The 22,929-nt window shown below is 58.1% G+C and carries 17 protein-coding genes and 1 pseudogene; 13 read left to right on the forward strand and 5 right to left on the reverse strand.

Annotation, left to right across the window (positions count from 1 at the left end):
- Nucleotides 1–434: 434 nt before the first annotated feature.
- Nucleotides 435–3,317: an isoleucine--tRNA ligase gene (ileS, locus tag H6G62_RS16250; protein WP_190496994.1), complete on the reverse strand. Its 2,883-nt coding sequence runs from the start codon at nt 3,315–3,317 to the stop codon at nt 435–437.
- 333 nt (nt 3,318–3,650) lie between these two features.
- On the opposite strand from ileS, the gene H6G62_RS16255 reads away from it, so the two are divergent.
- On the forward strand, nt 3,651–3,998 hold the full coding sequence (locus tag H6G62_RS16255) for a metalloregulator ArsR/SmtB family transcription factor (RefSeq protein ID WP_206755648.1): 348 nt from the start codon (nt 3,651–3,653) through the stop codon (nt 3,996–3,998).
- Nucleotides 3,999–4,003: 5 nt separating this feature from the next.
- Here H6G62_RS16255 and H6G62_RS16260 read toward each other — a convergent pair whose 3' ends face one another.
- The 3 genes from H6G62_RS16260 to H6G62_RS16270 all read right to left on the reverse strand — a co-directional run bounded on the left by H6G62_RS16260 (nt 4,004) and on the right by H6G62_RS16270 (nt 8,648).
- The gene (locus H6G62_RS16260) at nt 4,004–5,224 is read right to left on the reverse strand and encodes a type II secretion system F family protein (protein WP_190496998.1); all 1,221 of its coding nucleotides are present in this window, start codon (nt 5,222–5,224) and stop codon (nt 4,004–4,006) included.
- Nucleotides 5,225–5,315: 91 nt separating this feature from the next.
- Entirely contained in the window at nt 5,316–6,416 is a 1,101-nt protein-coding gene (locus H6G62_RS16265; protein WP_190497000.1) for a type IV pilus twitching motility protein PilT, read from the reverse strand.
- 225 nt (nt 6,417–6,641) lie between these two features.
- Nucleotides 6,642–8,648, reverse strand: coding sequence for a GspE/PulE family protein (locus tag H6G62_RS16270; protein ID WP_190497002.1), 2,007 nt, complete (start codon nt 8,646–8,648; stop codon nt 6,642–6,644).
- 644 nt (nt 8,649–9,292) lie between these two features.
- On the opposite strand from H6G62_RS16270, the gene grpE reads away from it, so the two are divergent.
- The 11 genes and pseudogenes from grpE to H6G62_RS16320 all read left to right on the forward strand — a co-directional run bounded on the left by grpE (nt 9,293) and on the right by H6G62_RS16320 (nt 19,412).
- The gene (gene grpE / locus H6G62_RS16275) at nt 9,293–9,985 is read left to right on the forward strand and encodes a nucleotide exchange factor GrpE (RefSeq protein ID WP_190497004.1); all 693 of its coding nucleotides are present in this window, start codon (nt 9,293–9,295) and stop codon (nt 9,983–9,985) included.
- A 192-nt stretch (nt 9,986–10,177) separates the two neighbouring features.
- A complete protein-coding gene (dnaK, locus tag H6G62_RS16280; RefSeq protein ID WP_190497006.1) occupies nt 10,178–12,151 on the forward strand; it encodes a molecular chaperone DnaK in 1,974 nt (657 codons plus the stop codon).
- Between the two features lie 181 nt (nt 12,152–12,332).
- Entirely contained in the window at nt 12,333–13,460 is a 1,128-nt protein-coding gene (gene dnaJ / locus H6G62_RS16285) for a molecular chaperone DnaJ (protein ID WP_190497008.1), read from the forward strand.
- Nucleotides 13,457–13,735: a sulfurtransferase TusA family protein gene (locus tag H6G62_RS16290; RefSeq protein ID WP_190497010.1), complete on the forward strand. Its 279-nt coding sequence runs from the start codon at nt 13,457–13,459 to the stop codon at nt 13,733–13,735. Before dnaJ ends, H6G62_RS16290 begins: the two co-directional genes overlap by 4 nt.
- A complete protein-coding gene (gene rsgA / locus H6G62_RS16295) occupies nt 13,732–14,883 on the forward strand; it encodes a small ribosomal subunit biogenesis GTPase RsgA (RefSeq protein ID WP_242052117.1) in 1,152 nt (383 codons plus the stop codon). Before H6G62_RS16290 ends, rsgA begins: the two co-directional genes overlap by 4 nt.
- A gap of 117 nt (nt 14,884–15,000) precedes the next feature.
- Nucleotides 15,001–15,510 (forward strand): inorganic diphosphatase, encoded by a 510-nt coding sequence (locus tag H6G62_RS16300; protein WP_190497049.1) that lies wholly within the window; start codon nt 15,001–15,003, stop codon nt 15,508–15,510.
- A gap of 346 nt (nt 15,511–15,856) precedes the next feature.
- Nucleotides 15,857–17,149 carry an ATP-binding cassette domain-containing protein gene (locus tag H6G62_RS16305; RefSeq protein ID WP_190497012.1) on the forward strand — a complete coding sequence of 431 codons (1,293 nt, stop codon included), beginning with the start codon at nt 15,857–15,859 and terminating at the stop codon, nt 17,147–17,149.
- A 99-nt stretch (nt 17,150–17,248) separates the two neighbouring features.
- Nucleotides 17,249–17,296: pseudogene (locus H6G62_RS28630) on the forward strand (hypothetical protein); the annotation flags it as partial.
- A gap of 22 nt (nt 17,297–17,318) precedes the next feature.
- The gene (locus H6G62_RS16310) at nt 17,319–17,534 is read left to right on the forward strand and encodes a DUF4058 family protein (protein WP_242052127.1); all 216 of its coding nucleotides are present in this window, start codon (nt 17,319–17,321) and stop codon (nt 17,532–17,534) included.
- Nucleotides 17,535–17,777: 243 nt separating this feature from the next.
- Entirely contained in the window at nt 17,778–18,665 is an 888-nt protein-coding gene (gene fabD, locus H6G62_RS16315) for an ACP S-malonyltransferase (RefSeq protein ID WP_190497014.1), read from the forward strand.
- Nucleotides 18,666–18,722: 57 nt separating this feature from the next.
- Nucleotides 18,723–19,412 carry a lysophospholipid acyltransferase family protein gene (locus tag H6G62_RS16320; RefSeq protein WP_190497016.1) on the forward strand — a complete coding sequence of 230 codons (690 nt, stop codon included), beginning with the start codon at nt 18,723–18,725 and terminating at the stop codon, nt 19,410–19,412.
- Between the two features lie 86 nt (nt 19,413–19,498).
- Here the strand turns inward: H6G62_RS16320 and H6G62_RS16325 are convergent, their stop codons facing one another.
- On the reverse strand, nt 19,499–21,601 hold the full coding sequence (locus tag H6G62_RS16325) for a cation:proton antiporter (RefSeq protein WP_190497018.1): 2,103 nt from the start codon (nt 21,599–21,601) through the stop codon (nt 19,499–19,501).
- Between the two features lie 480 nt (nt 21,602–22,081).
- Here H6G62_RS16325 and H6G62_RS16330 point away from each other — a divergent pair, with 480 nt between their 5' ends.
- The gene (locus H6G62_RS16330; protein ID WP_190497020.1) at nt 22,082–22,858 is read left to right on the forward strand and encodes an MOSC N-terminal beta barrel domain-containing protein; all 777 of its coding nucleotides are present in this window, start codon (nt 22,082–22,084) and stop codon (nt 22,856–22,858) included.
- Nucleotides 22,859–22,929 lie beyond the last annotated feature (71 nt).

Consider the following 22,929-nt stretch of genomic DNA (forward strand, 5'->3'; position numbering starts at 1 on the left):
AAATCTTAGCCTCTCGGGCCTGCTGAGGACTCAGCACCTGTTGACCAAAGCCTTGGGCCATGGGGTCGCTTCACTTTGATGAGGGAAATGCTTTCCCATTAACCCTCCGCCATTACTCTTCCGCTGTCTCAAGGGCAACGAATCCTCAAACTTCTATCCCTGCTATTCTGTCAAGTACAATTTATACCAAATTAGATGCGATTACCCTGGGGTGTTCATGGAACTTCAACTGCTTCTGAAGCTCTTGCTTTTCCTCTGACGTTAGATAGTTCCTGACTCCCATGCCTTATTCCAGAATTTTAATGTATTATACGCTCGTTAGATGACTAACAGCTTACCCAGTAGCCTAATCGCAAAAAACGCAGACCAGAGAGATCCGAATCTGCGTCTGAGCGGTTACAGCGATATCGTTAGAAACCGGGGTCCTGTTGCCACTAGAACGTCCCCGCTAGAGCCTCCACGCAACGGTCACAAATCGTTGGGTCTTCAGCCGCTTCCCCAACGTGAGTGGAGTAGTTCCAGCAGCGATCACACTTTTGCCCATCGGCATCCACCACGCCAATGCCCAGGGCATCGGATTCAGTGCAGTACTTCAGCCCCGCCAGCTTCTCAGCGGAATCCAGCACCTCCACCTGGGAGACCAGGAACAGGTAGCGCAGTTCATCGACGTGGTTATTCCCGGCGGCAACGGCATCACTGGGGTTCAAGCCGATCAGCGCTTTTCGCAGATCCTCATCGGCCACGTAGAGCAGGACTTTGGCCTCTAGGGAAGAACCGATGTCCTTAGCGGTGCGGGCCTGTTCTAGGACTTTGTTCACTTCCTGGCGGATGGTGCGGAGTTGGCTCCAACGCTCCACGAGTTCGGGCTGCGACCATTGGGGATCGAGCTTCACCCAGCCGGATTGGAACACAGACTTGTGTTCGGTGGGGTAGGGCAGGTTTTGCCAGATGTCCTCCGCCATGTGGGAGAGCACCGGGGCAATGGCCTTGGCGAGGGCTTCGATGGCCGCCGCTAGGACGGTTTGGCAACTGCGCCGCCGCTGGGAATCCGCTGCGCTGATGTACAGCCGATCCTTGGCCACATCCAGATAGAAGTTGGACAGATCCACCACGCAGAAGTTTTGCACCGTTTGGAAGAAGCGGAAGAACTGGAAGGTCTCGAAGGCGTCGGTGATGTCCGCGAACACCTCGGTCATGCGGTGCAGCATGTAGCGATCCAGTTCCGGCAGTTGTTCGTAGGGAACGGCATCCTGGGCGGGGTCGAAGTCGTGCAGGTTGCCCAGCAGGAATCGCGCCGTGTTGCGGATCTTGCGGTACACGTCTGCCATTTGCTTGAGGATGTTGCCGCCCAGGGGCACGTCGGAGGAATAGTCCACTGAGGACACCCACAGCCGCAGCACATCGGCTCCGTAGGGGGGATCTTGCTTTTGGTTTTTGCCGCCGTTGATCACCACGTAGGGATCGACTACGTTGCCCATGGACTTGCTCATTTTGCGGCCCTGTTCATCGAGGGTGAAGCCGTGGGTGAGCACGGTTTTGTAGGGGGCGTGGCCGTTCACAGCAACGCTGGTCAGCAGGCTGCTTTGGAACCAGCCCCGGTGTTGGTCGGAGCCTTCTAGGTACATTTCCACGGGGTATTTGAGTTCGTCCCGCTGTTGGGCCACCGCCGCCCAGGAGGAGCCGGAGTCGAACCACACGTCCATGGTGTCGGTGCCTTTGCGGTAGGTGCGCCCGTTGCTGCGGTAGGGTTCGGGCAGCAGATCGGCTTCGGAAAGCTCCCACCAGGCATCGGAGCCTTTTTCGGCAAAGAGGGCTTTGATGTGGGCCAGGGTGTCGGCGTTGATCAGGGGTTCCCCGGTTTCCTCGTCGTAGAACACCGGAATCGGCACGCCCCAGGTGCGCTGGCGCGAAATGCACCAGTCGGAGCGGTCAGCCACCATGGCGGTGATCCGGTTTTCTCCGGTGGCGGGAATCCAGGTCACTTCCTGAATCGCCTTCAGCGCTTCGTCGCGGAAGCCTTCGACGGAGGCGAACCACTGCTCGGTAGCGCGGTAGATGGTGGGCTTTTTGGTGCGCCAGTCGTAGGGATATTTGTGGACGTAGGGTTCGTGCTTTAGCAGAGAACCCGCTTCCTCCAGGGCTTTGATCACCGCTGGGTTGGCATCTTTGAGCACGTTTAACCCGGCAAAGGGGCCAGCTTCTTCGGTCATGTCGCCCTTTTCATCCACGGGGCAGAGAACGGGTAGGCCGTAGCGCTGACCAACCTTAAAGTCCTCATCCCCATGGCCGGGGGCGGTGTGGACGAGGCCCGTGCCGGATTCCGTGGTCACATAGTCGCCGCCGATCAGGATGGGGCTTTCCCGGTCGAACAGGGGATGGCGATAGGTGGAATGCTCCAGCGCCGCCCCCTGGATTTCTGACTTCACGACCAGCTCAGACTCTAGTACCTGGGTCATCCGCTCCACCAGGTCTTTGGCGATGATTAAGTACTGGAACGGCTCCCCAGAGGCCACTTCCACCACGGCATAGGTGAGGTCGGCATTCACCGCCACGCCCAGGTTCGCAGGAATCGTCCAGGGAGTCGTCGTCCAGATCGCCACGCCCAATTGGCTCAAGTAAGGTTCCAGGGCGGCTCTGGCATCGGGGGAGGCGCTCACCATTGGGAAGGCGGCATAGATGCTGGGCGAGGTGTGGCCTTCGGGATACTCTAGTTCCGCCTCCGCCAGGGCCGTTTGGGAACTAGGACTCCAGTGGACGGACTTGAGCCCTCGGTAGATGTAGCCCTTCAGGTACATTTGGCCAAACACTTCGATTTGCGCCGCTTCGTATTCGGGGGTGAGGGTCATGTAGGGCTGATCCCAGTTACCCCACACGCCGTAGCGCTTAAAGCCCTCCCGCTGGCGTTCGATGGTTTTGAGGGCAAAGTCCCGCGCCTTGTAGCGCAGTTTAATCGGGGTGAGCTTGGCCCGCGCCTCGTCGTTCATGGCTTGCAGCACTTTCAGCTCGATGGGCAGACCGTGGCAATCCCAGCCGGGGACGTAGCGTACCTTGCGGCCCTTCAGCAGTTGGTACTTATTAATCGTGTCCTTCAGAATCTTATTTAGGGCGTGGCCAATGTGCAGGTCGCCATTGGCGTAGGGCGGCCCATCATGCAGCACAAACACCTCGCCCGGATTGCGGGTAGACAGGGTTTCGTAAATCTGCTCCGCCGCCCAAAAGGCTTGAATCTCCGGCTCGCGCTTAGTGGCGTTGGCCCGCATATCAAAGCGGGTTTGGGGCAGCAGAATAGTTTCTTTGTAGCTTTTAGAGTCTGTCACAGCCGCAGATTACAGATGAAGGATGGAGATCTCAACCATGATCGCAGATTTGGCCCCGGAACACCCGCTAATCGGCCAAACCCATGCAGATCATTCCTATACCTTAGGTCAGGTTGCGGGCAATTGCAGCAGGGCCAGGGCGGATATCGCGGCTTTTCAGGGAGGTTGGTATCCGTTTAGAAAATTGGCACAGGGACGGCGGTATACTACTTTCAGGTTATATAATAAACTCTTAATCTTTAGCCTTGACTTAACCCCCACCTCTCTATGGTTTCTTCCTTCCTGACCCATTCCTCGTCCTCCGCAGGTCGCCTCTCTAGCGACTGTCGGTTCATGCAGCTCTCGCCGGAAACCCTGCAATTGGTGGCGGACTTCTTTAAAGTCCTATCCGAGTCCAGTCGTCTGCAAATTATGTGTGCCCTCAAGGCTGGTCCCAAAAACGTTTCAGAGATTATTGAAGCCACCGGACTAGGGCAGGCCAATGTATCTAAGCACCTGAAAATTCTAGCCCAGGCTGGCGTGGTCACCCGGCAACAACAGGGGGTGTGCGTCTACTACCAAATCGCCAACGCTTTTGTTTTTGACCTCTGCGAACTGGTGTGCAATTCGCTGTCGGTGCAGGTACAGCGGCAATCGGAGAAAATTGCGGGACTAGAGGCCTTTCGCCAGCCTTCAGTCTAGGCAGGCTACTGCACCACTTCCATCACCTTGAACATGGGCAGGTACATGGATAGGAGAATTGACCCCACCATACCCCCCAGCACCACGATCATGATTGGCTCCATGATGCTGGTGAGGGATTTCACGGCCTGCTCCACCTCATCCTCGTAGAAGTCGGCCACCTTCATCAACATGCCATCCAGTTCCCCGGTTTCTTCCCCAATGCTGATCATCTGAATGGCCATGGTAGGGAAGACGCCGTATTTTTGCAGAGCGATGCTAATCATGCCGCCACTCTGCACGTCCTTACGGGCCTCATCCACGGCCTCAGAAATGACTTGATTGCCAGCGGTATCTCGCACAATTTCTAGGGCGGTCAGAATGGGCACCCCCGCCTTAGAGAGGGAACCAAAGGTGCGGCAGAAACGGGCGGTGGCGGTTTTTTGAATCAGGTCACCAAACAGGGGCATCTTCAGGGACAAGCGATCTACGGTGCGGCGACCGCTGAGAGTAGCGTAGTAGCGCTTGAAGGCAAAGCTACCGGACACAAAGACGGCCACCATCATCACCCAGTTCAGGGGGGTGCGCAAGAACTTGCTAATCAGCAGCATGAGTTGGGTAAAGGCTGGCAAATCCGCCCCTAAGTCCTCAAAGATAGTGGCGAAAATGGGTAGCAGGAAGACCGTCATGGCCACAAAGATGGTGACGGCCAGAATGCCCACAACCACCGGGTAGGTGAGGGCGGATTTGATCTGGTTCTGCAAACGGTTAAGGTCTTCCAGAAGCTTGGCCAGACGGTTGAGCACCTCGTCCAGCACCCCGCCCACTTCTCCGGCCTGAATCAGGGCCACATAGAGGTTGTCGAAGCAGGCCGGGTGTTTGCGCATGGCGTCCGAGAGGTTGGTGCCCTGCTGCACGTCGGCATTGATGGCCATCAGCGCCTGTTTTAACTTAGGGTTGGTACAGTCGTCGGCTAGCACCCCTAGCCCCCGCACTAGGGCTACCCCCGCGTTGACTAGTGCCGCAAACTGTCGAGAAAAAATCGCCTTGTCTTTGACCGTTACCTTGGTCATGGACGTGGAGATGTCCTCCAGGTTGAAGCTGAAGCCCTTCTCCTCTTTGATTTCCATGACGAACAGCCCCTGCTCCTTGAGCCGGGTACGGGCGTCGTTGGGGGTTTCGGCGGAAATGCGCTCTTTCCGCTGGCTTCCGGTGGCATCACGACCAATGGCAACGTAGGTAGGCATGGCTCAAGAACTCTACGATTTTCAGCAATTATAGCGATTGCCCCTGATAGCTGAAGAGGAATTCCCCGCCAGCCATCAAGGGGACTGAGGTCTAGCGGCGAGCTCCGGCGGCGGCAGGGGCTGGCCCTAGGAGACGCTGGAGTTCATCGGGCTTGGAGGTTTTGGACATGGCGGCTTCAAAGGAGATGGTGCCCGACTTGTAGAGGTCGGACAGCACCTTCTCAAGGGTCTGCATTCCCACCTTGCCCCCGGTTTGGATGGCCCCGTAGATCTGGGCGGTTTTACCCTCCCGGATCATGTTGGCGATAGCGGGGGTAATCACCATGATTTCCTGAGCCATCACCCGACCATACTCGCCGGGTTTGACGTTGGCCTTGGGCACCAGGGTTTGGCTCAGCACCGCCACCAGGGAACCGGAAAGCTGCACCCGCACCTGCTGCTGCTGTTCCGGCGGGAACACGTCGATCATCCGGTCTACGGTTTGGGCGGCGGAACTGGTGTGCAGGGTACCGAAGACTAAGTGGCCCGTTTCTGCGGCGGAGATGGCTAGGGAGATGGTTTCCAGGTCGCGCATTTCCCCCACCAGAATCACGTCGGGGTCTTCCCGCAGGGCGGCCCGTAGGGCATTGGCAAAACTCTTGGTGTCTTCCCCAATTTGGCGCTGGTGAATCAGGCTTTTAACGGGCTCGTAGACGAACTCAATCGGATCCTCAACGGTCAGAATGTGCTCTGGCCGAGTGAGGTTGATGTTGTTGATCATCGAAGCCAGGGTGGTGGATTTCCCGGAACCCGTTGGCCCAGTCACCAGGACTAGACCACGGGGCTTCTCGGCGAGTTCGTGGACGATGGGTGGCAGACCCAAGACATCCATGCTAGGAATTTTGGAACTCAAAGCCCGCAGACAGGCGGCGTAGGTGCCCCGGTCCTTATAGACGTTGACCCGGAAGCGGGCCAGCCCCTTCACGCCATAGGAACAGTCCAATTCCCAGGTTTGCTCGAGCTGTTTACGCTGGGTATTGTTCAACATGCTGAAGATCAGCCGCTGGCAAGACTCCGAGGTCATGGGCTCATGTTCGGTGGGGGTGAGCTTGCCGCTAATCCGAATGTAGGGGGGTAATCCAGCGGAGAGGTGCAGGTCAGACCCGCCCCGCTCAATGACCTCTTCCATCAAATCTTCGATCATCAATTCCATGGACTTACCTCTGTCTGGAGAGAAGGGTGGGGAAAGGAAATCATGACAGACAACCTATCAGTGCTGATTCCCTGAATGTTGTTATCAGGATGCCCAAAGGAGCGGGCGATATGGTCATAGCCCCATAAAACTTATCGAATCGCATTATCGAATCGCAACTCTGAGACGCCCTTGAAACCTGTGGATAATCTTGCCCACGCTGGGCCTAAATCTACTCCGAAAAACCTACTCCGAAAAACGGGGAGTGAGACAGTAGGGGCAGTCGAGCCATTCCTGTTGTAGCTCGGCGCTACAGCAGGCACAGGTGAGGGAAGCCTTGCGCTTGGCCTTGAGTTCCGCCTCTAGCCCCGTGTCGGTAAAGGTCACCCGTTCCACCTCGTCTAGGGTGGTATATCCCTGGCGAACGAGCGAAAGGCTGTAGGCCAGTAGCGTTTGCATCCCCTCCTCTACGGCGGCCTCCTTAATCACCTCCGTGGGCGCACCCTCAGAGATAAGCTTTTGGATGCGTTCCGTCACCCGCAACACCTCATAGACCCCAACCCGACCCTTATAGCCACCGCCCTGACAGGTTGGGCACAGGGTGTTCTTAGCCTTGGCCTCGGCCACTTGTTCCACGGAAAGGGTGTTGGCCTTGTAAAAGGTAACTTCGCCGTCAGCGGAGGCACTGAGGCCAAAGTGGGCCAGTTCATCCACGCTGGGCTGATAGGCGATGCGACAATCAACACAGACCCGTCGCAGCAAACGCTGGGCCAGCACCCCAATCAAGGCGCTAGACACCATGAAGGACTCCACGCCCATCTCATCCAGACGGGCGATGGCCCCAGCGGCATCGTTGGTGTGCAGGGTGGTGAGCACCATGTGCCCGGTTAGGGCCGCTTCAATCGCCGTTTTTGCCGTTTCTCGGTCGCGGGTTTCCCCCACCAGAATCACATCTGGGTCTTGGCGCAGGAAGGCCCGCAGAATGGCGGAAAAGTCCATCCCCTTTTCCCGAATCACCTGCACCTGGGTCAGCCCCTCCAGGGTGTATTCAATCGGGTCTTCGGCGGTGCTGATGTTGATGCCGGGGTCGTTCCGTTCTGATAGTACTGAATAGAGGGTGGTGGTTTTACCCGATCCCGTTGGCCCCGTCACCAGCAGCAAGCCAAAGGGTCGAGCCGCCATTTCCTGCACAATTTTCAGGGATGGCTGGTCGGTGATCAGTTTATCGAGGCCCAGTTGGGTGACGGAGTTATCGAGGATCCGTAGCACCACCTTTTCGCCGCAGCGGCTCGGCAGGGTGTTGACCCGGAAGTCTACCTTGCGACCCTGGAAAATGCGGCGAATCCGACCATCCTGGGGTGCCCGTCGTTCGGCAATATCGAGGTCGGAGATAATTTTGAAACGGGCCGTCACCGCCGGGATAATTTTCTTGGGCATTCGGGGTAGCGCTTCCTTGAGCACCCCGTCCTTCCGGAAACGCACCCGCAGAAATTCCTCCTGGGGCTCAATGTGAATGTCGGAAACACCCTCTTGCAGCGCCTTCACCAGGATTTTGTTGACCAGGGCAATTACTGGAGCCGCCCCCGCATCCTTGAGGGCTTCGCCGAGGTCGGCCTCTTGATCAATGACGTCCTCTAGGTCGCCACCATAATCCAGTTCCTCTAGGCTGGTGCGCACATCAACGGCGGCATCCAGGTCTTCCTTTTTCTGCTTGGCCACCGCCTCATCTAGGTAGGTGGACATCAGCCGCTGGAAGTCTTCGACGGTGATCACCATGCGGCGCAGGCCCAAGTTGCGGGCGCGCAGAATCCGGTTCAGGTCGTCCTGGGCCTCCAGGTTTTCTGGATCTACCATGGCCACCAGTGCGGAGGGCTGGTCGCCCTCTTCCAGGGAGAGGGGCACGAGGCGATGGCGGCGGCACACATCCACTGGAATTAGGGTGTCGATGAGCGTACTCACCTGAGCCGCTGAAATGTCGTTGAGTTCCGGATCGAGGGATTCAACCCCGTAGAGAATCTTGAGTTCAAAGAGTTGCTGTTTCTTGTATTGGCGCAACAACTCAGGGGCTAGTTGCTGCCCCGTCAAAGCCTCCAGTACATCGGTCAAGGCTTGCCCCGTCTTCCGGCTCTCCGCCAGAGCCTTTTGCATCTGCTCTGAATCGACGTAGCCAGCTTGGATCAGCTTATTGCCAAAGGGCGAAAAACTCCGTTGTAGAACGAGAGCCTGCCGACGAGACGAAGAAGAGTTAGTCATAGTGCCGATGCCAACACAGAAGAATCGTAAACATATCGGTCAAAGGCGTCTCCGGTGCGACCGAACCAATGCGACCGACTCTCCTACCGAAGTAGCTGTCCCAGGGAGGCCACCACCATCAACGGCGTCCTCTGGAACAGGGTCGTTCTATCGCCGAGCCAACACCCTAGCTTCCACGCTGAAATTACCCTCAGACTCAGGATGCGGAGAACATCCCAAAGTACACCCCTGTAGTCTCGATGATACCCCCATCCTTTTTATCTGCGCCATAGCAACCTGCCTAGCCGCCAGAGGTATGAGGGCATTCCCCAAACCTGGAAACATGGTCAGAACATTGGCCTTAACTTGCCCCTGCTCTCTTAATAGAGCCCTGGAAGGCCGTGAATAGCCTCTGATCGTTACGTAACTTAATCATGGAGGGAATTGGGGTCAAGTTGCTGTGGGGTTATGGACGCGCTCCGGTGAACCCAGGCTTTCGGCCCATTAAGACCTTTCCCCAGATCAGGCCAAGGGGGGAAAGGGGGAAAGCGCAGGGGGGAGACTGTGCTGTTTGCGGCCTCCTTGAGTAAGATAGGCTTGAGCCTAACACTGGGTCATGTTTATAGTCGTGTTTATAACTAACGTAGTCGGGTTACGAGATTGGCATGGTTGACGAACAGCATCAAGCGGATTCCCCCTCAGTGACGCCTGTCACTGAAGGCACGGAAGAACTCCACGAAGAAGACGCCGTCCTTGACATTGACTTGGATCAAGCCCTTGATGGTCTAGAGGAAGAACTCAAGGCCGAAGAATCGGGGGGCGGTGGATCCGCTGGGGTATCTGGGATAGAGGTGGCCCGCCTAGAGCAGCAGATGGCCGATCTCAAGGCCCAGCTTGAGGATCAGTCCGGTCAAGCCCTGCGGATTGCGGCGGACTTTGAGAATTACCGCAAGCGCACGATGCGGGAGAAAGAAGAACTGGAGAGCCAGGTTAAGGGGAACACGGTCATCGAACTGCTGCCCGTGGTCGATAATTTTGAGCGGGCGCGGTCTCAAATTAAGCCCCAGACCGAGGCCGAAATGACCATCCACAAGAGCTATCAAAGCGTCTACAAACAACTGGTGGAAACCCTGAAGCGGTTGGGGGTTTCAGCGCTGCGGGCCGAGGGCCAAGAATTCGACCCCCAACTGCATGAAGCGGTGATGCGGGAACCCACCGCTGACTATGCCGAAGGTATCGTCATTGAAGAATTTGTGCGGGGATACCAGTTGGGAGACCGGGTGCTGCGCTACGCCATGGTGAAGGTGGCGGCTCCCCCAGAGGAAACCGCAGAGGCCAATCCAGAGGTCGCCGAATAGCCTTGACCGAGGGTATCTGGCGAACGGTACCTGACACAGCGGTTGTCCACCCTGTACCTAGCAATTTTTGATCGCACGATACCTTAACTTTAGTCAGGGGGCATATTAACAACAGTTGATCCAAGCTAACGCCGTCCTCGATGGGCTAGCGGGTCAGGGGCTACACAGTCACTTTGTTCAACACCACGGGCTATGGGAAAAGTAATCGGCATCGATTTAGGAACCACGAATAGCTGTGTTGCTGTGCTTGAGGGCGGCAAACCTGTCGTCATCACCAGCACCGAGGGAGGGCGCACGGTGCCCAGCATTGTGGGCTTTGGCAAAGGCAACGAACGCCTGGTGGGGCAGTTGGCCAAGCGACAGGCGGTCACCAATGCCGAAAATACGGTCTACAGCATCAAGCGCTTCATCGGACGACGCTGGGAGGATACCGAATCCGAACGGAGCCGAGTTCCCTACGTCTGTGTGAATGGGCGGGATCAAACCGTCGATGTCCAAATTCGGGGTAATGTCTACACCCCCCAGGAAGTCTCGGCCATGATCCTGCAAAAGCTGAAGCAGGATGCCGAAGCCTACCTCGGCACCGAGGTGACCCAAGCCGTGATTACGGTTCCAGCCTACTTCACCGACGCCCAGCGGCAGGCCACCAAGGATGCGGGCACCATTGCGGGCCTAGAGGTATTGCGCATCATCAACGAGCCCACCGCCGCCGCCCTCTCCTACGGTCTCGATAAACAGGATCAAGATCAAACTGTGCTGGTCTTTGACCTAGGGGGCGGCACCTTCGATGTTTCTATCCTTCAGTTGGGGGATGGGGTGTTTGAGGTGAAGGCCACGGCGGGCAACAACCACCTAGGCGGCGATGACTTTGACAACTGCATCGTGGATTGGCTGCTAGCATCTTTCCGGGATCAGGAGGGGATCGACCTTTCCACCGACCGCATGGCCCTGCAACGCATCCGCGAAGCCGCCGAGAAGGCCAAAATCGAGTTGTCAAACATGGCCTCGACCTCCATCAACCTGCCCTTCATCACAGCGGACGAAACTGGGCCGAAGCATTTAGAAATGGGCTTGACCCGATCTCACTTTGAGCAGTTGGCCGCTACCATGATCGCGGCGACCCTGGAACCCGTGAAACAGGCTCTAAAGGATGCCGCCCTGGCCCCAGAGGCCATTGATCGAATTTTGCTCGTGGGTGGATCCACTCGTATTCCAGCGGTGCAGCAGGCGATTAGTAAATTTTTCAATGGCCAGACTCCCGACCGCTCCGTCAACCCCGACGAAGCCGTGGCCCTAGGCGCGTCGATCCAGGCGGGGGTGCTGGGGGGAGAGGTCAAAGATCTCCTGCTGCTAGACGTGACCCCATTATCTCTGGGGATTGAGACCCTAGGGGAAGTGTTCACCAAGGTGATTGAACGCAACACCACCATTCCCACCAGCAAATCCCAAACCTTCTCCACTGCCACCGACGGCCAGACCTCCGTGGAAATTCACGTTCTCCAAGGGGAGCGGGCCATGGCCAAGGACAACAAGAGCCTCGGCAAATTCCAGCTTACGGGTATTCCCCCTGCTCCCCGTGGGGTGCCCCAAATTGAGGTTTCCTTTGAGATCGATGCCGACGGCATTTTGCAGGTATCGGCCCTCGATAAGGGCACCGGACGCGCCCAGAGCATTCGGATTACCAATACCGGGGGGCTCAGTGCCAGCGAAGTGGAGCAGATGCGCCAGGATGCTGAAGTCTTCGCCGATGAAGATATTCGCCGCCGCCAGGTGGTCGAGCTCACGAACCAGGCCGATACCCTATTCTATAGCTACGATTCCACCCTGCGGGAGCACGGAGCCGCGATGGACGAGGCTGCCAAGGCCAACCTAGAGGCCAAGGCGGCCCACCTGCGTCAGGCCGTCAACGATCCCACCATTCAGCCTGCGGCCCTGCAAACCTGTCTGGACGAACTTCAGTCTGCGCTCTTTGCCGTTGGGGCTAGCCTCTACAGCGATAGCGGCACCAACCCCGGAGACGGGGGCTTCGCTAGCTATGAGCCCACTGGGGACGGTGGAGGAGGCGAGGATGTTGCGGGCGATGCGTATGAACCCGACGCCCCAGCCTCAGACTACGATGACGACCTCGATGCCACCGTTACCGCTGACTACGAAGCCATTGACTAGCCCCTCGACTCAGCCATGCTCGATAGGGCTTCGGCAGGCTCGGTCTAAGCAGTTTTATCCATGCTCAAACGGCAACATAGGAATGGCCTAGGGCGGGTATCCCACCTAGGCAAAGCGGTCAAAGCTGCTTAAGATGGTTCAATCTTGAATGATGTTGCTGGAGTTGTCTAGGTAGCCCCCTATGGCCCGTGATTACTATGACCTGCTTGGTGTTTCGCGCAGTGCCGATCAAGACGAGATTAAGCGGGCCTATCGCCGTTTAGCTCGTAAGTATCACCCAGATGTCAACAAAGATCCCGGTGCTGAAGACACCTTTAAGGAGATCAACCGGGCCTACGAAGTCTTGTCTGAGCCAGAAATGCGGGCGCGTTACGACCGTTTTGGCGAGGCTGGAGTGGGCAACGCGGCGGGGGGCGGCTACCAAGACATGGGCGACATGGGCGGCTTTGCCGACATTTTTGAAAGCTTTTTTAGTGGATTTTCGGGCGGCGGTATGGGCCAGGGGCCACGTCGTCGCAGCCCCAGCCGAGGGGATGACCTCCGCCTTGACCTGAAGCTGGACTTCAAGGAAGCGGTATTTGGCGGCGAAAAGGAAATTAAAATTAGCCATCTAGAAACCTGCGGCACCTGTAGCGGTAGTGGGGCCAAACCGGGCACCCGTCCCACCACCTGCGGCACCTGTAGCGGCACCGGGCAAGTTCGGCGGGCCACCCGCACCCCCTTTGGTAGCTTCACCCAAGTCTCGGCCTGTCCCACCTGTGGCGGCACGGGCGAGGTGATTGAAGACCGCTGTGAAGTTTGTGGTGGCAGTGGCCAAACCCAGGAAACCAAGAAGCTGAAAATTACTGTGCCAGCGGGGGTGGATAACGGCACTCGACTGCGGGTCTCTGGGGAGGGCGACGCCGGACTGCGAGGTGGTCCCGCTGGGGATCTATACGTCTATCTCTTTGTGAGCGAAGATGCCGCCTTTAAGCGCGATGGCATCAACATCCTCTCCGACCTGCGCGTGAGCTACTTGCAAGCCATTCTGGGTTGCAAGCTTCAGGTAGAGACCGTGGATGGCCCCGTAGAATTGGACATCCCGGCGGGCACCCAACCGGGCACCGTGCTGACCCTGGAGGATCGCGGTGTGCCCAAGCTGGGTAATCCCGTCAGCCGAGGCAACCATCTAATCACCGTACAGGTAGACATCCCGACTCGGCTCAAAACGGAGGAGCGGGAGTTGATTGAGAAGCTAGCGGAAATTCGCGGCGACAAGGTGAACCGGGGCGGCATTGAAGGCTTTTTAGGGGGATTATTTCGCGGATGAGCAGCATTGACGGGTCGCCCATGGCCCCATCCCCACCTCCGGATCACTCCCTCGACCTGCGAGGTACCCCCTGCCCAATCAATTTTGTGCGCACTAAGCTTCAGCTTGAAAAAATGGAGCCAGGAGCCTTGTTAGAGGTGTGGCTAGATCTAGGGGAACCCGTGGAGCAGGTACCCGATAGTCTGCGCATGGAGGGCTACGGGATTGAAACGCTGAATACCCAGGGCGACTACTGTGTGCTCCAAGTGCGGCGACCCTGGCTGCGACCGGAATGAATGGCCCCCTAGCCATGGATGATCCCCCCTGCCCCCAACCTGAGCCCGACCTTACCCTATGGGGCGTGGTTACCGCCGTGCAGGCCAACTACTACTGGGTCAGCTTAGATCGGCCAGAGGGCGAGCCACGCCCCTGTGCCGCGCTGCTCTGTATCCGGCGGGCAAGACTGAAGAAAACGGGCCAGCGGGTGATGGTGGGGGATCGGGTGCAGGTGGCAGACCCGGACTGGGAAGGACAGCGGGGAGCCATTGCCGCCGTAGATCCTCGGCAGACGGTGTTAGATCGGCCCCCCATGGCCAATGCCGATCAGATGCTGCTGGTGTTTGCTATGGCCGAACCGGATCTCGATCCGCACCAGCTCAGTCGTTTTTTGGTGAAGGCCGAATCCACCGGACTGGAGGTGCTGCTGTGCCTGAACAAGCAGGATCTCGTCACCGATCAAACCCGGCGTATTTGGCAACATCGCCTGCGCCAGTGGGGCTACGATCCCCTGCTGATCAGTCTGCGCCAGGAGGGCTCCTGGGCTGATCTGCAATCTCGCCTTCAGCACCGCATAACCGTGATCTCTGGCCCCTCTGGGGTGGGCAAATCCAGCCTGATCAACTGCCTTGTGCCGGAGGCTGAACTTCGCACCAGCGCCGTTTCTGGCAAATTGGGCCGGGGCCGCCATACCACCCGCCATGTGGAACTGTTTGCCCTACCCCAGGGGGGGCTGCTGGCCGACACCCCCGGCTTTAACCAACCCGACCTCACCCTCACCCCCGCCGACCTAGGCCGCTGTTTTCCAGAAATTCGGCGGCGGCTAGCCCAGGATAGCTGCCAGTTTAAAGACTGCCTCCACCGCGATGAACCGGGCTGTGCCGTGGGGATCGATTGGGATCGCTACGACCTCTACACCACCATGGTGACCGAGGCCGAAGCCCTACAGAACAGCCAACCGTCCCGCCGTTCCGGCCAGAGCGCCATGAAGCACAAGGTGGGTGAAGGGGGCGAAGTTCACCAGGAGCCCCTGCTTCAAGCCAAGAAATACCGCCGGGTCTCTCGCCGTCGCCAGCGGCAAGCTCTGGAAGATTTCCACTACACCACCCTCGATACCGCCATCGATCTGGATCATCTCGATGACGACAGCCACGAACAACGGCGGTAAAACCGATCCCTCGCCAAGGCCACGATGGTCTCCATTGCGATCCGTCGATTCTGTTGAAAGGCTCCCGTCAGCCCGTAAAATACAGTGTCGAATGTTTTTCCTGGATGTAGCCGTATGGTGGATCTTTCTCGTATTCCGGCCCAGCCTGAGCCTGGGGTGATCAACGTCCTGATCGAAATTCCGGCGGGCAGCAAGAATAAGTATGAATTTGACAAGGACATGAACGCCTTCGCCCTGGATCGGGTGCTGTTTTCCTCGGTGCATTACCCCCTCGACTACGGCTTTGTGCCCAACACCCTCGCCGACGATGGCGACCCCCTTGATGGCATGGTGATGATGGATCAGCCCACTTTCCCCGGCTGTGTGATTGCGGCCCGCCCCATTGGCATGTTGGAAATGATCGACGGCGGCGACCGCGACGAGAAAATTCTCTGTGTGCCCGTGGCCGATCCCCGCTACGCCAATGTGCGATCCTTGGATGATGTCGCCCCCCACCGTTTGGACGAAATCGCCGAATTCTTCCGCACCTACAAAAACCTAGAAAAGAAAGTCACCGAAATCCTCGGCTGGCAGAACGTAGACAAGGTGCAAGCCCTGGTCAGCCAGTGCATCGCGGCTTATAAATAGAGGGTGCTCTGGCCCGTTGCCCTGGGTTGGCCCTCACCCCCAGCCCCTCTCCCAGGGGGGAGAGGGGAGCCGGACAACCTTTCAAAGTCCCTCTTCCAAAATGGGCTACTAAGTACACACATCTCGCGAACCGTCCCCTTTTGTCGGTTTTGGCCCCCCTAGCCCCCCGATTTCGGGGGGGATCGAACCTCAAAGTCCCCCAGAATTGGGGGATTTAGGGGGCCGAAACGTGGGGAGATGAGTCAAACAGGACTTATGTGTACGCAGTAGCCCAAAATGGGAGAGGGATTTAGGGTGAGGGCCAAGGTTCGCGATTCGTTGCCCATTCCCCATCCACACCTTTGCCGTGGCCTACGTCGCAATTGAAAACGTCTATAAAACCTTTCCGAAGTCTCGGTCGTCCCGTGGTTCGGAGGGGGCCGAGGCCGAAGCTGAGTCGGCGGTGCTGAAGCGCATCAACCTGACAGTGGAGGATGGCGAATTTATGGTGTTGGTGGGGCCATCGGGCTGCGGTAAAAGTACGCTGCTGCGGCTGATCTCCGGCCTGGAAACCCTCACCGCTGGCAATATTTGGGTGGGTGACCGCAAGGTGAACAACCTGCCCCCCAAGCAGCGGGATACCGCTATGGTGTTCCAGAGCTACGCCCTCTATCCGCACCTGTCGGTGTACGACAACCTCGCCTTTGGCCTGCGCCGCATGGGGGCAGATCTGGAAAAATCCCTGCCGGATCTGGAACCCGGACAAAAGCCCCTGCCCGTGAGTGACTCTCTGGCCAATCAAGAACTGGAACGCCTGCTGACCGAGAGCCGCTGGTGGGAAAAGCCCTTGGTTTCTGTTACCCGACGATTGCCCCCCAACCTGCGCTACGTCTCCGACGCCGAGCGCCTGATTGACGAACGGGTGCGAGCGGTGGCCAGAATGCTGCAAATGGACACGCTACTAAGCCGCTATCCGCGCCAGCTTTCCGGTGGGCAAAAACAGCGGGTGGCGTTGGGTCGGGCCATGGCCCGCAACCCCCAGGTGTTTTTGATGGATGAACCCCTCTCGAATCTGGATGCCAAACTGCGGATGGAAACCCGCGCCCAGATTGTCAACCTGCAACGGCAACTGGGCATCACCACCATCTACGTCACCCACGACCAGGTGGAGGCCATGACCATGGGCCATCGGATTGCCGTAATGTACCAGGGCCAAATTCAGCAGGTGGCCCCGCCCCTGGAGTTGTACAATCGTCCCGCCAACCGCTTTGTGGCGGAATTCATTGGCTCACCACCGATGAACTTCATCCCCGTTCAGGTGCAGGCTCCCTATCTGCTGATTCACCCCGAATTCCGCCTTTCCCTGCTGGGGGATTGGGAAGATCGCCTATGGGCCTACGATGGTCAATCCCTCCTCCTTGGTATTCGGCCCGAACACCTGAGCTTGGCCCTACCCGCCCCCAAAAATATCCGTGGCCAGGTCACCCACCTAGAAGCCCTGGGCAGCGAAACCTACCTAACGGTGCAGAACGACCACCTCACCCTACAGGCCAAAGTCCCCCCCGACCAACCCGTCCGTATGGGGGACGAAGTGTGGCTGGGCATCGCCCCGGAAAAGGTACATCTCTTCGACCCCGCCACCGAGCAATCGCTGCTATAGCGTGTTGACTTACCCCGTCCGGCGGACGGCCCTTCGAGGCTCGCTAAAATTGGGGTGGTTTTTACAGCAGGCTGAGCGATGGCGTCCCCTTTCCCAGGCATGGATCCCTACCTAGAACAGGCGACCCTTTGGCCAGAGTTCCATAGCCGTTGGATTGTGGCTCTGGCCGATGTCCTTGCTCCTAGTTTGCTACCTAAATACTTTGCTACCCAAATACTATGTGGCAGTGGAAACCCGCACCTATTTAGACGGCGGCGAACCAGCATCTAGCCCAGATGTACTGGTCGGCATTCCCGATGCGGTGGTGCTATCTACCCAAACGCGATTATCTCCTATGCCATCGGAAGATGTGGCGACAGGAGTAGCAACGGTTATCCGTGGCTGAATTACTAAACTCCGGTGCCAGCCCCGGATCTCTCCACGGCAGATCAAATCTGGGTCACAACAATGCTGAACCGGGCCAACGCGGGAACAGACTGTTCTGGGTGAACGATTTTGTGAGACATTAGCCTAATTGAGGGATGATATCCAGCACCGACCGACGGTTCTGTGCCCGCTGGTATACCCAGGTGGCGCAGGGTGTTGATGTCGCTCAGAACATTGAAGTATTGCAAGGGGGAGTGCCGCCATGGCCAAAGCAGCGTGGGTTTTTCCGGGGCAGGGGTCTCAATCCGTGGGGATGGGGATGGATTTAGCCGATTTACCCCAGACCCAGGCCCGATTTGCGGCGGCGGAAGCGGTGCTGGGGTGGTCGGTGCCGGAGGTGATTCAGGATGCCGAGGATAAGGTATCCAACACCCGTTATACCCAACCCTGCCTGTACGTGCTGGAAAGCCTGCTGGTGGACTTACTGAAAGAACGGGGCCAAACCCCGGATGTCGTGGCGGGACACAGCCTGGGGGAATATGTCGCCCTCTATGCGGCTGGGGTGTTTGATTTTGCCACCGGGCTTTCCCTTGTGAAGCAGCGGTCGGAGCTGATGGCGGCGGCTAGTGATGGCATGATGGCGGCGCTGTTGGGGTTTGATCGAGACGATCTCCAGGCTCAATTAGCGGCCAACCCTGGGGCGGTGCTGGCCAACGATAACAACCCTGGCCAGGTGGTGATCTCCGGTACTCCGGCGGCGGTGGAGGCGGTGATGGGTAGCGTTAAGGCGAAGCGGGCGGTCAAACTCAACGTCAGCGGAGCCTTTCACTCGCCTCTGATGGCCTCGGCGGCGGAAACCTTTGCGGCGGTGTTGGCACCCGTTGATTTCCAGGAATCCCAAGTACCCGTACTGTCTAACGTAGATCCCACCCCCGCCACCGAAGGATCCGTGCTCAAACAGCGCCTGGTGCAGCAAATGACCGGATCGGTGCGCTGGCGAGAAATCAGCCTTGCCCTGCCCAGCCTGGGGATTGATACCGTGGTAGAAGTGGGGCCAGGAAATGTGCTCACGGGCCTGATTAAACGCACCTGCAAGGAATTGGCCCTAGTCAATGTGGGTACCCTAGCCCAGCTAGAGTCCCAGGGCTAGCCCTCGCCTTCCCATCGGCCCCCTGCCATCGGCCCCCTATCATCGGAGATCCCCCAGATGACCCCTGGCCCCCCCCAGCCCCCCCAACTCGTCTCCCAGGCAGATTCCCTAACCCGCGACCGCGAACCTGCCGTTAATCTACTGCTCTACCATCTGTTCAAGTGGTCGGTGGTAAGTCCGCTGTTCCACACCTACTTTCGGGGGCGGGTCTATGGGGTCGAGAATGTGCCCAAAACCGGGAAACTCTTGGTGGTGGCTAACCACGCCAGCGACTTCGATCCCCCCTTCCTCTCCGCCGCCGTGCGCCGCCCGGTGTCCTACATGGCCAAGGAAGAGCTGTTCAAGGTGCCCGTCCTCAAGCAGGCGATTACCCTCTACGGAGCCTATCCCGTCAAGCGGGGCAGTGCCGACCGCAGTGCCATTCGCGAAGCCCTGAATCAACTGGATCTGGGCTGGGCCGTGGGGATTTTCCTAGAGGGCACCCGCACCGCCGATGGTCGCATCCCTAACCCCAAAATTGGAGCCGCCATGATTGCCGCCAAGGCCGGGGCGGATCTCTTGCCCGTCAGCCTTTGGGGCAACCACTGCATTACTCCAAACCAATCGGCCCTGCCGCGTCCAGTTCCCCTCACCATTCGCATTGGGGAGCCCATTGCCCCCCCCGCCACCACCAAGCGCGACGCCCTAGAAGCCGTCACCGCCCAATGCGCCGAGGCCATTCACCAACTCCATGATCTAGGCCGCTGAATGTCCCCCAAACTGAGGTTCCCCATGGGTTTGCCAAGGGGATGTTTCCCAGTTTGCAAGGGCTAGGTCACCGAGTAGCCCAAGGCTTAGCTATGGGGTTCGCCAAACAGAATCAGGGAGCAATCCGCTTCATCGATGACGCGGTGGGTGACATCGCTCACGGCCAGCCCGCCTACGGTACGGCGACGCATAGAACGCAGCACCACGAGGTCGTAGTCCTGGGCGGCGTGGAGGAGGATGTCGGCGGGATCTTTTCCGGCCAGGGTTTGAATTTCCCAGGGAATGGGGGGGCCATCGGTCATCACCTTGGTCAGCTCGGATTTGAAGGCGTCAATGGCAGCGGCGGGGGTGTAGGGATCGTGGACATGGAGCAGGGTAACCGAGGCGGTGTGGGTATCGGCAAACAGTTGGGCGAAGCGGGCGGTACGCACAGCTTGGGGGGTAATCGCCTTCATCGGCACCAGAATGCGGTGAATATCAATGGGTTCCGCCAAGAGACGAGCCACCGCCACCGGACAGTGAGACGACCAAAACACATCGTCAATCAAGGTGCCAAACAGGCGGGCACGAAAGCCCCGCCGACTCCAGCCCATCAGGATGAGGTTGGCATTTTGTTCACGGGCAGCACGGGTGATGCCCTCGGAAACATCATCATCAATGCGCAGGATAGGGAAAGCCGGGGCATTGAACTCCTGGCTGAGGCGCTCTGCCTTTTGCAGCATTTTGCGCCCCTGGCCAATGGCAGATACCAAGTCTGGCTCGTCCATATGCACCTGGGCACGGGTAATGGTCACTGGGATGACATGGCCCCCCTCATGGCTGGCCAGCAGGGCCGCCATTTCAATTAAATACCGCTGGGTGATCGGGTTATAGATCGGCACCACTACAGTAAAGGGATTGGCGGGGGCCAGGGTCGGGGTGAATCCAGCGCCCTCGGATCCCGCCGGAGAGGTCGGGGTATCGTTGGACTCTAGGGAATCTAGGGTCGATGCCTCGGCTTTAAAGACGGGGGCCACCACCAATTTCCCGGCAAAGCGAGCCGTAAGTAGGGGGCCAATCACCGATGTAACCAGCATCATCACAATCACGGCATTGAACTCCAGGGCTGTGAGAATCCCCTGTTCCAGACCTACCAGTGCTGCCGCCAGGGTCGCCGCCACCTGGGGCATCGACAGCGACCACATGGTCAAGGTTTGCTGCCAGCGGTAGCGGTAAAAGGGTTTCACGGCCAGGGCTGCTAAAAACTTGCTGGTAATTAGGGCGACGGTCAGCCCCACGGTGAACGCTAAATTGGTAGTTATCGACTCCATAAATAGGTCGAGGTCGATGAGCAGCCCCATGCACACAAAGAAGAAGGGGATAAATAGCACCCCCCCCACAAACTCCACCTTCTCCTTCACGGGGCCATTGCCCACCACATCGTTGACGGCCAACCCCGCCAAAAAAGCCCCGACAATTTTATCGACATTGACAATCTCCGACCCCACCGCCGCCAGAAACACCGCCGCCAGCACAAATAAAAATTGATTGCCTTCCTTGTCGCCGTTGCGCTGAAAGTAGCGCTTGCCAGCTCGATCTAGCCCCACCAACACCACTAGGGCAAAGACCGCCAGCATAAACACTTGGTTGACCACGGTTTGGGCCGAGAAATCCCCGGCCTGAGCCGCCACACACATGGCCAGCACCATCAGCGCCCCAATGTCGGTAAAAATGGTGGCCCCCACCGTGGCCCCCACTGAAACCTCCTTGGCAATGCCCAGCCGCATGATGATGGGATAGGCCAGCAGGGTGTGGGAGGCCAGCAGCGACCCCACCAAAATTGCCTTCACCCAGCCAAAGCCAAAGGCCAAGCTCAGTAGAATTCCCGCCGTGAGTGGAACGGCAAAGGTAGTAAAGCCAAAGCCTAGGGAACGGTTGCGGGTACTTTTGAAATCCCGCAGGTCAATTTCCATCCCGGCCACAAACATCAGATAAATTTTGCCGATGTCCGAGAGGAGTTTTTCCACCTCACCATCGGGGCTCAACAACCCCGCCACACTTGGCCCCAACAGCACCCCCGCCGCCAGCAAACCCACCAAACCGGGTAACCGCAACCGCTCAAACAAGGGGGGCACCGTCAGGGTCACCAACAGCAAAATGGTGAAACCAATGATAGGCGTATCGGGTAATAGACTGAACCAACTTTGCATCACACCGCCTCAACGAAGGTAGACCCTAGGGCTAAGGCTAGCGTATTGCTAGACTGTCCTCTAGCCAACGCGTTGTCATCGGAGGTGATCTGCGACATCCCCCAAAGCCTGAACATCGATCCCCATCGATGGGATAGCCCCCCAAAAAGACCCCAAAAAAAGGGACGAGCCGAGGCCCGTCCACAGGTACAGGAGATTACAAGGAGATTACGACTACAACCAAAAGCTTCAATCACTAACCCTGCGGCCCCGCCCCTAGCCGTCAGATAGCCTCAGCTACCCGTTGGACAAAGAAATCAGAACATTGCAGCTAGTCAATGGTTAAAACTTCATCGATATAGCCATTTCAATGACATATTGGAGCAGAAAATCGCTAAAAAGGCAACCCCTTTTTTACAATTTTCATGGTTCCCCGGCATGATGCCCCATTTTCCCTGGAGCTTCCGTTCGCCCTGAACCTGTCGTACCCGCTGTTCTCCCATGACTCCCTATCTCGCCCACATCAATCTTTTCCCCATCAAGTCCCTGGATGGCGTAGCGGTGCCGGAGGCGGCGGTCTTAGCCAGCGGTGCCCTGCAAGGGGATCGCACCTACGCCCTGTTTGATACCCAAGGTCGATTTATCCATGCCAAGCGAACGGCGGCTATCCATCGTCTGCGGGCCAGCTACAGCGAAGATCTGACCACCGTCACCTGTGCCGCCGATCCCCTTGACGCGGCCTCCTTTCAGCTACCAGGCGATCTAGAAGCCCTAGCCGCTTGGCTCGGACAGGCGCTTCAGCAGCCCGTCACCGTGAAAACCAACGCTGACCTGGGTTTCCCCGACGACACCGCCGCCGCTGGCCCCACGGTGATCAGCACCGCCACCCTAGAAACCGTCGCGAGTTGGTATCCCGGCTTGACCCTGGAGGAGGTGCGGCGTCGATTTCGCAGCAATCTCGAAATGGGTGGGGTGCCGCCATTTTGGGAAGATCGCCTCTTCAGTGCCAGCGGCGACCCAGTGCCCTTCACCCTGGGCGAGGTGGTGCTAGAGGGGATCAACCCCTGCCAGCGCTGCCCCGTGCCCACCCGCGACGCCCTCACCGGAGAAACCACACCAGATTTTCAGCGCATGTTTACCGAACAACGACGGGCGACTCTGCCCCCCTGGGTGGCCGTGAATCGGTTTAACCACTTCTATCGCCTTGGGGTGAATACCGTCATTCGCCAGCAGGGGGGAAAGCGGCTACGGGTGGGGGATGGGGTGAGGGTAGGGTAGGCAAAGGCGTTAGGAGTGGGGAGTGGGGAGCAGCGAATTTATGGGAAGCCTGCAATAATGGGAACTTGGCA

The organism is Phormidium sp. FACHB-1136, assembly GCF_014697375.1.
Taxonomy (GTDB): domain Bacteria; phylum Cyanobacteriota; class Cyanobacteriia; order Phormidesmidales; family Phormidesmidaceae; genus Nodosilinea.

Coding starts and splice junctions, on each gene's coding strand:
- H6G62_RS16255 (WP_206755648.1), top strand. CDS start 3,651: ATGCAGCTCTCGCCGGAAACCCTGCAATTGGTGGCGGACTTCTTTAAA.
- H6G62_RS16260 (WP_190496998.1), bottom strand. CDS start 5,224: ATGCCTACCTACGTTGCCATTGGTCGTGATGCCACCGGAAGCCAGCGG.
- H6G62_RS16265 (WP_190497000.1), bottom strand. CDS start 6,416: ATGGAATTGATGATCGAAGATTTGATGGAAGAGGTCATTGAGCGGGGC.
- H6G62_RS16270 (WP_190497002.1), bottom strand. CDS start 8,648: ATGACTAACTCTTCTTCGTCTCGTCGGCAGGCTCTCGTTCTACAACGG.
- grpE (WP_190497004.1), top strand. CDS start 9,293: ATGGTTGACGAACAGCATCAAGCGGATTCCCCCTCAGTGACGCCTGTC.
- dnaK (WP_190497006.1), top strand. CDS start 10,178: ATGGGAAAAGTAATCGGCATCGATTTAGGAACCACGAATAGCTGTGTT.
- dnaJ (WP_190497008.1), top strand. CDS start 12,333: ATGGCCCGTGATTACTATGACCTGCTTGGTGTTTCGCGCAGTGCCGAT.
- H6G62_RS16290 (WP_190497010.1), top strand. CDS start 13,457: ATGAGCAGCATTGACGGGTCGCCCATGGCCCCATCCCCACCTCCGGAT.
- rsgA (WP_242052117.1), top strand. CDS start 13,732: ATGAATGGCCCCCTAGCCATGGATGATCCCCCCTGCCCCCAACCTGAG.
- H6G62_RS16310 (WP_242052127.1), top strand. CDS start 17,319: ATGTCCTTGCTCCTAGTTTGCTACCTAAATACTTTGCTACCCAAATAC.
- fabD (WP_190497014.1), top strand. CDS start 17,778: ATGGCCAAAGCAGCGTGGGTTTTTCCGGGGCAGGGGTCTCAATCCGTG.
- H6G62_RS16320 (WP_190497016.1), top strand. CDS start 18,723: ATGACCCCTGGCCCCCCCCAGCCCCCCCAACTCGTCTCCCAGGCAGAT.
- H6G62_RS16325 (WP_190497018.1), bottom strand. CDS start 21,601: ATGCAAAGTTGGTTCAGTCTATTACCCGATACGCCTATCATTGGTTTC.
- H6G62_RS16330 (WP_190497020.1), top strand. CDS start 22,082: ATGACTCCCTATCTCGCCCACATCAATCTTTTCCCCATCAAGTCCCTG.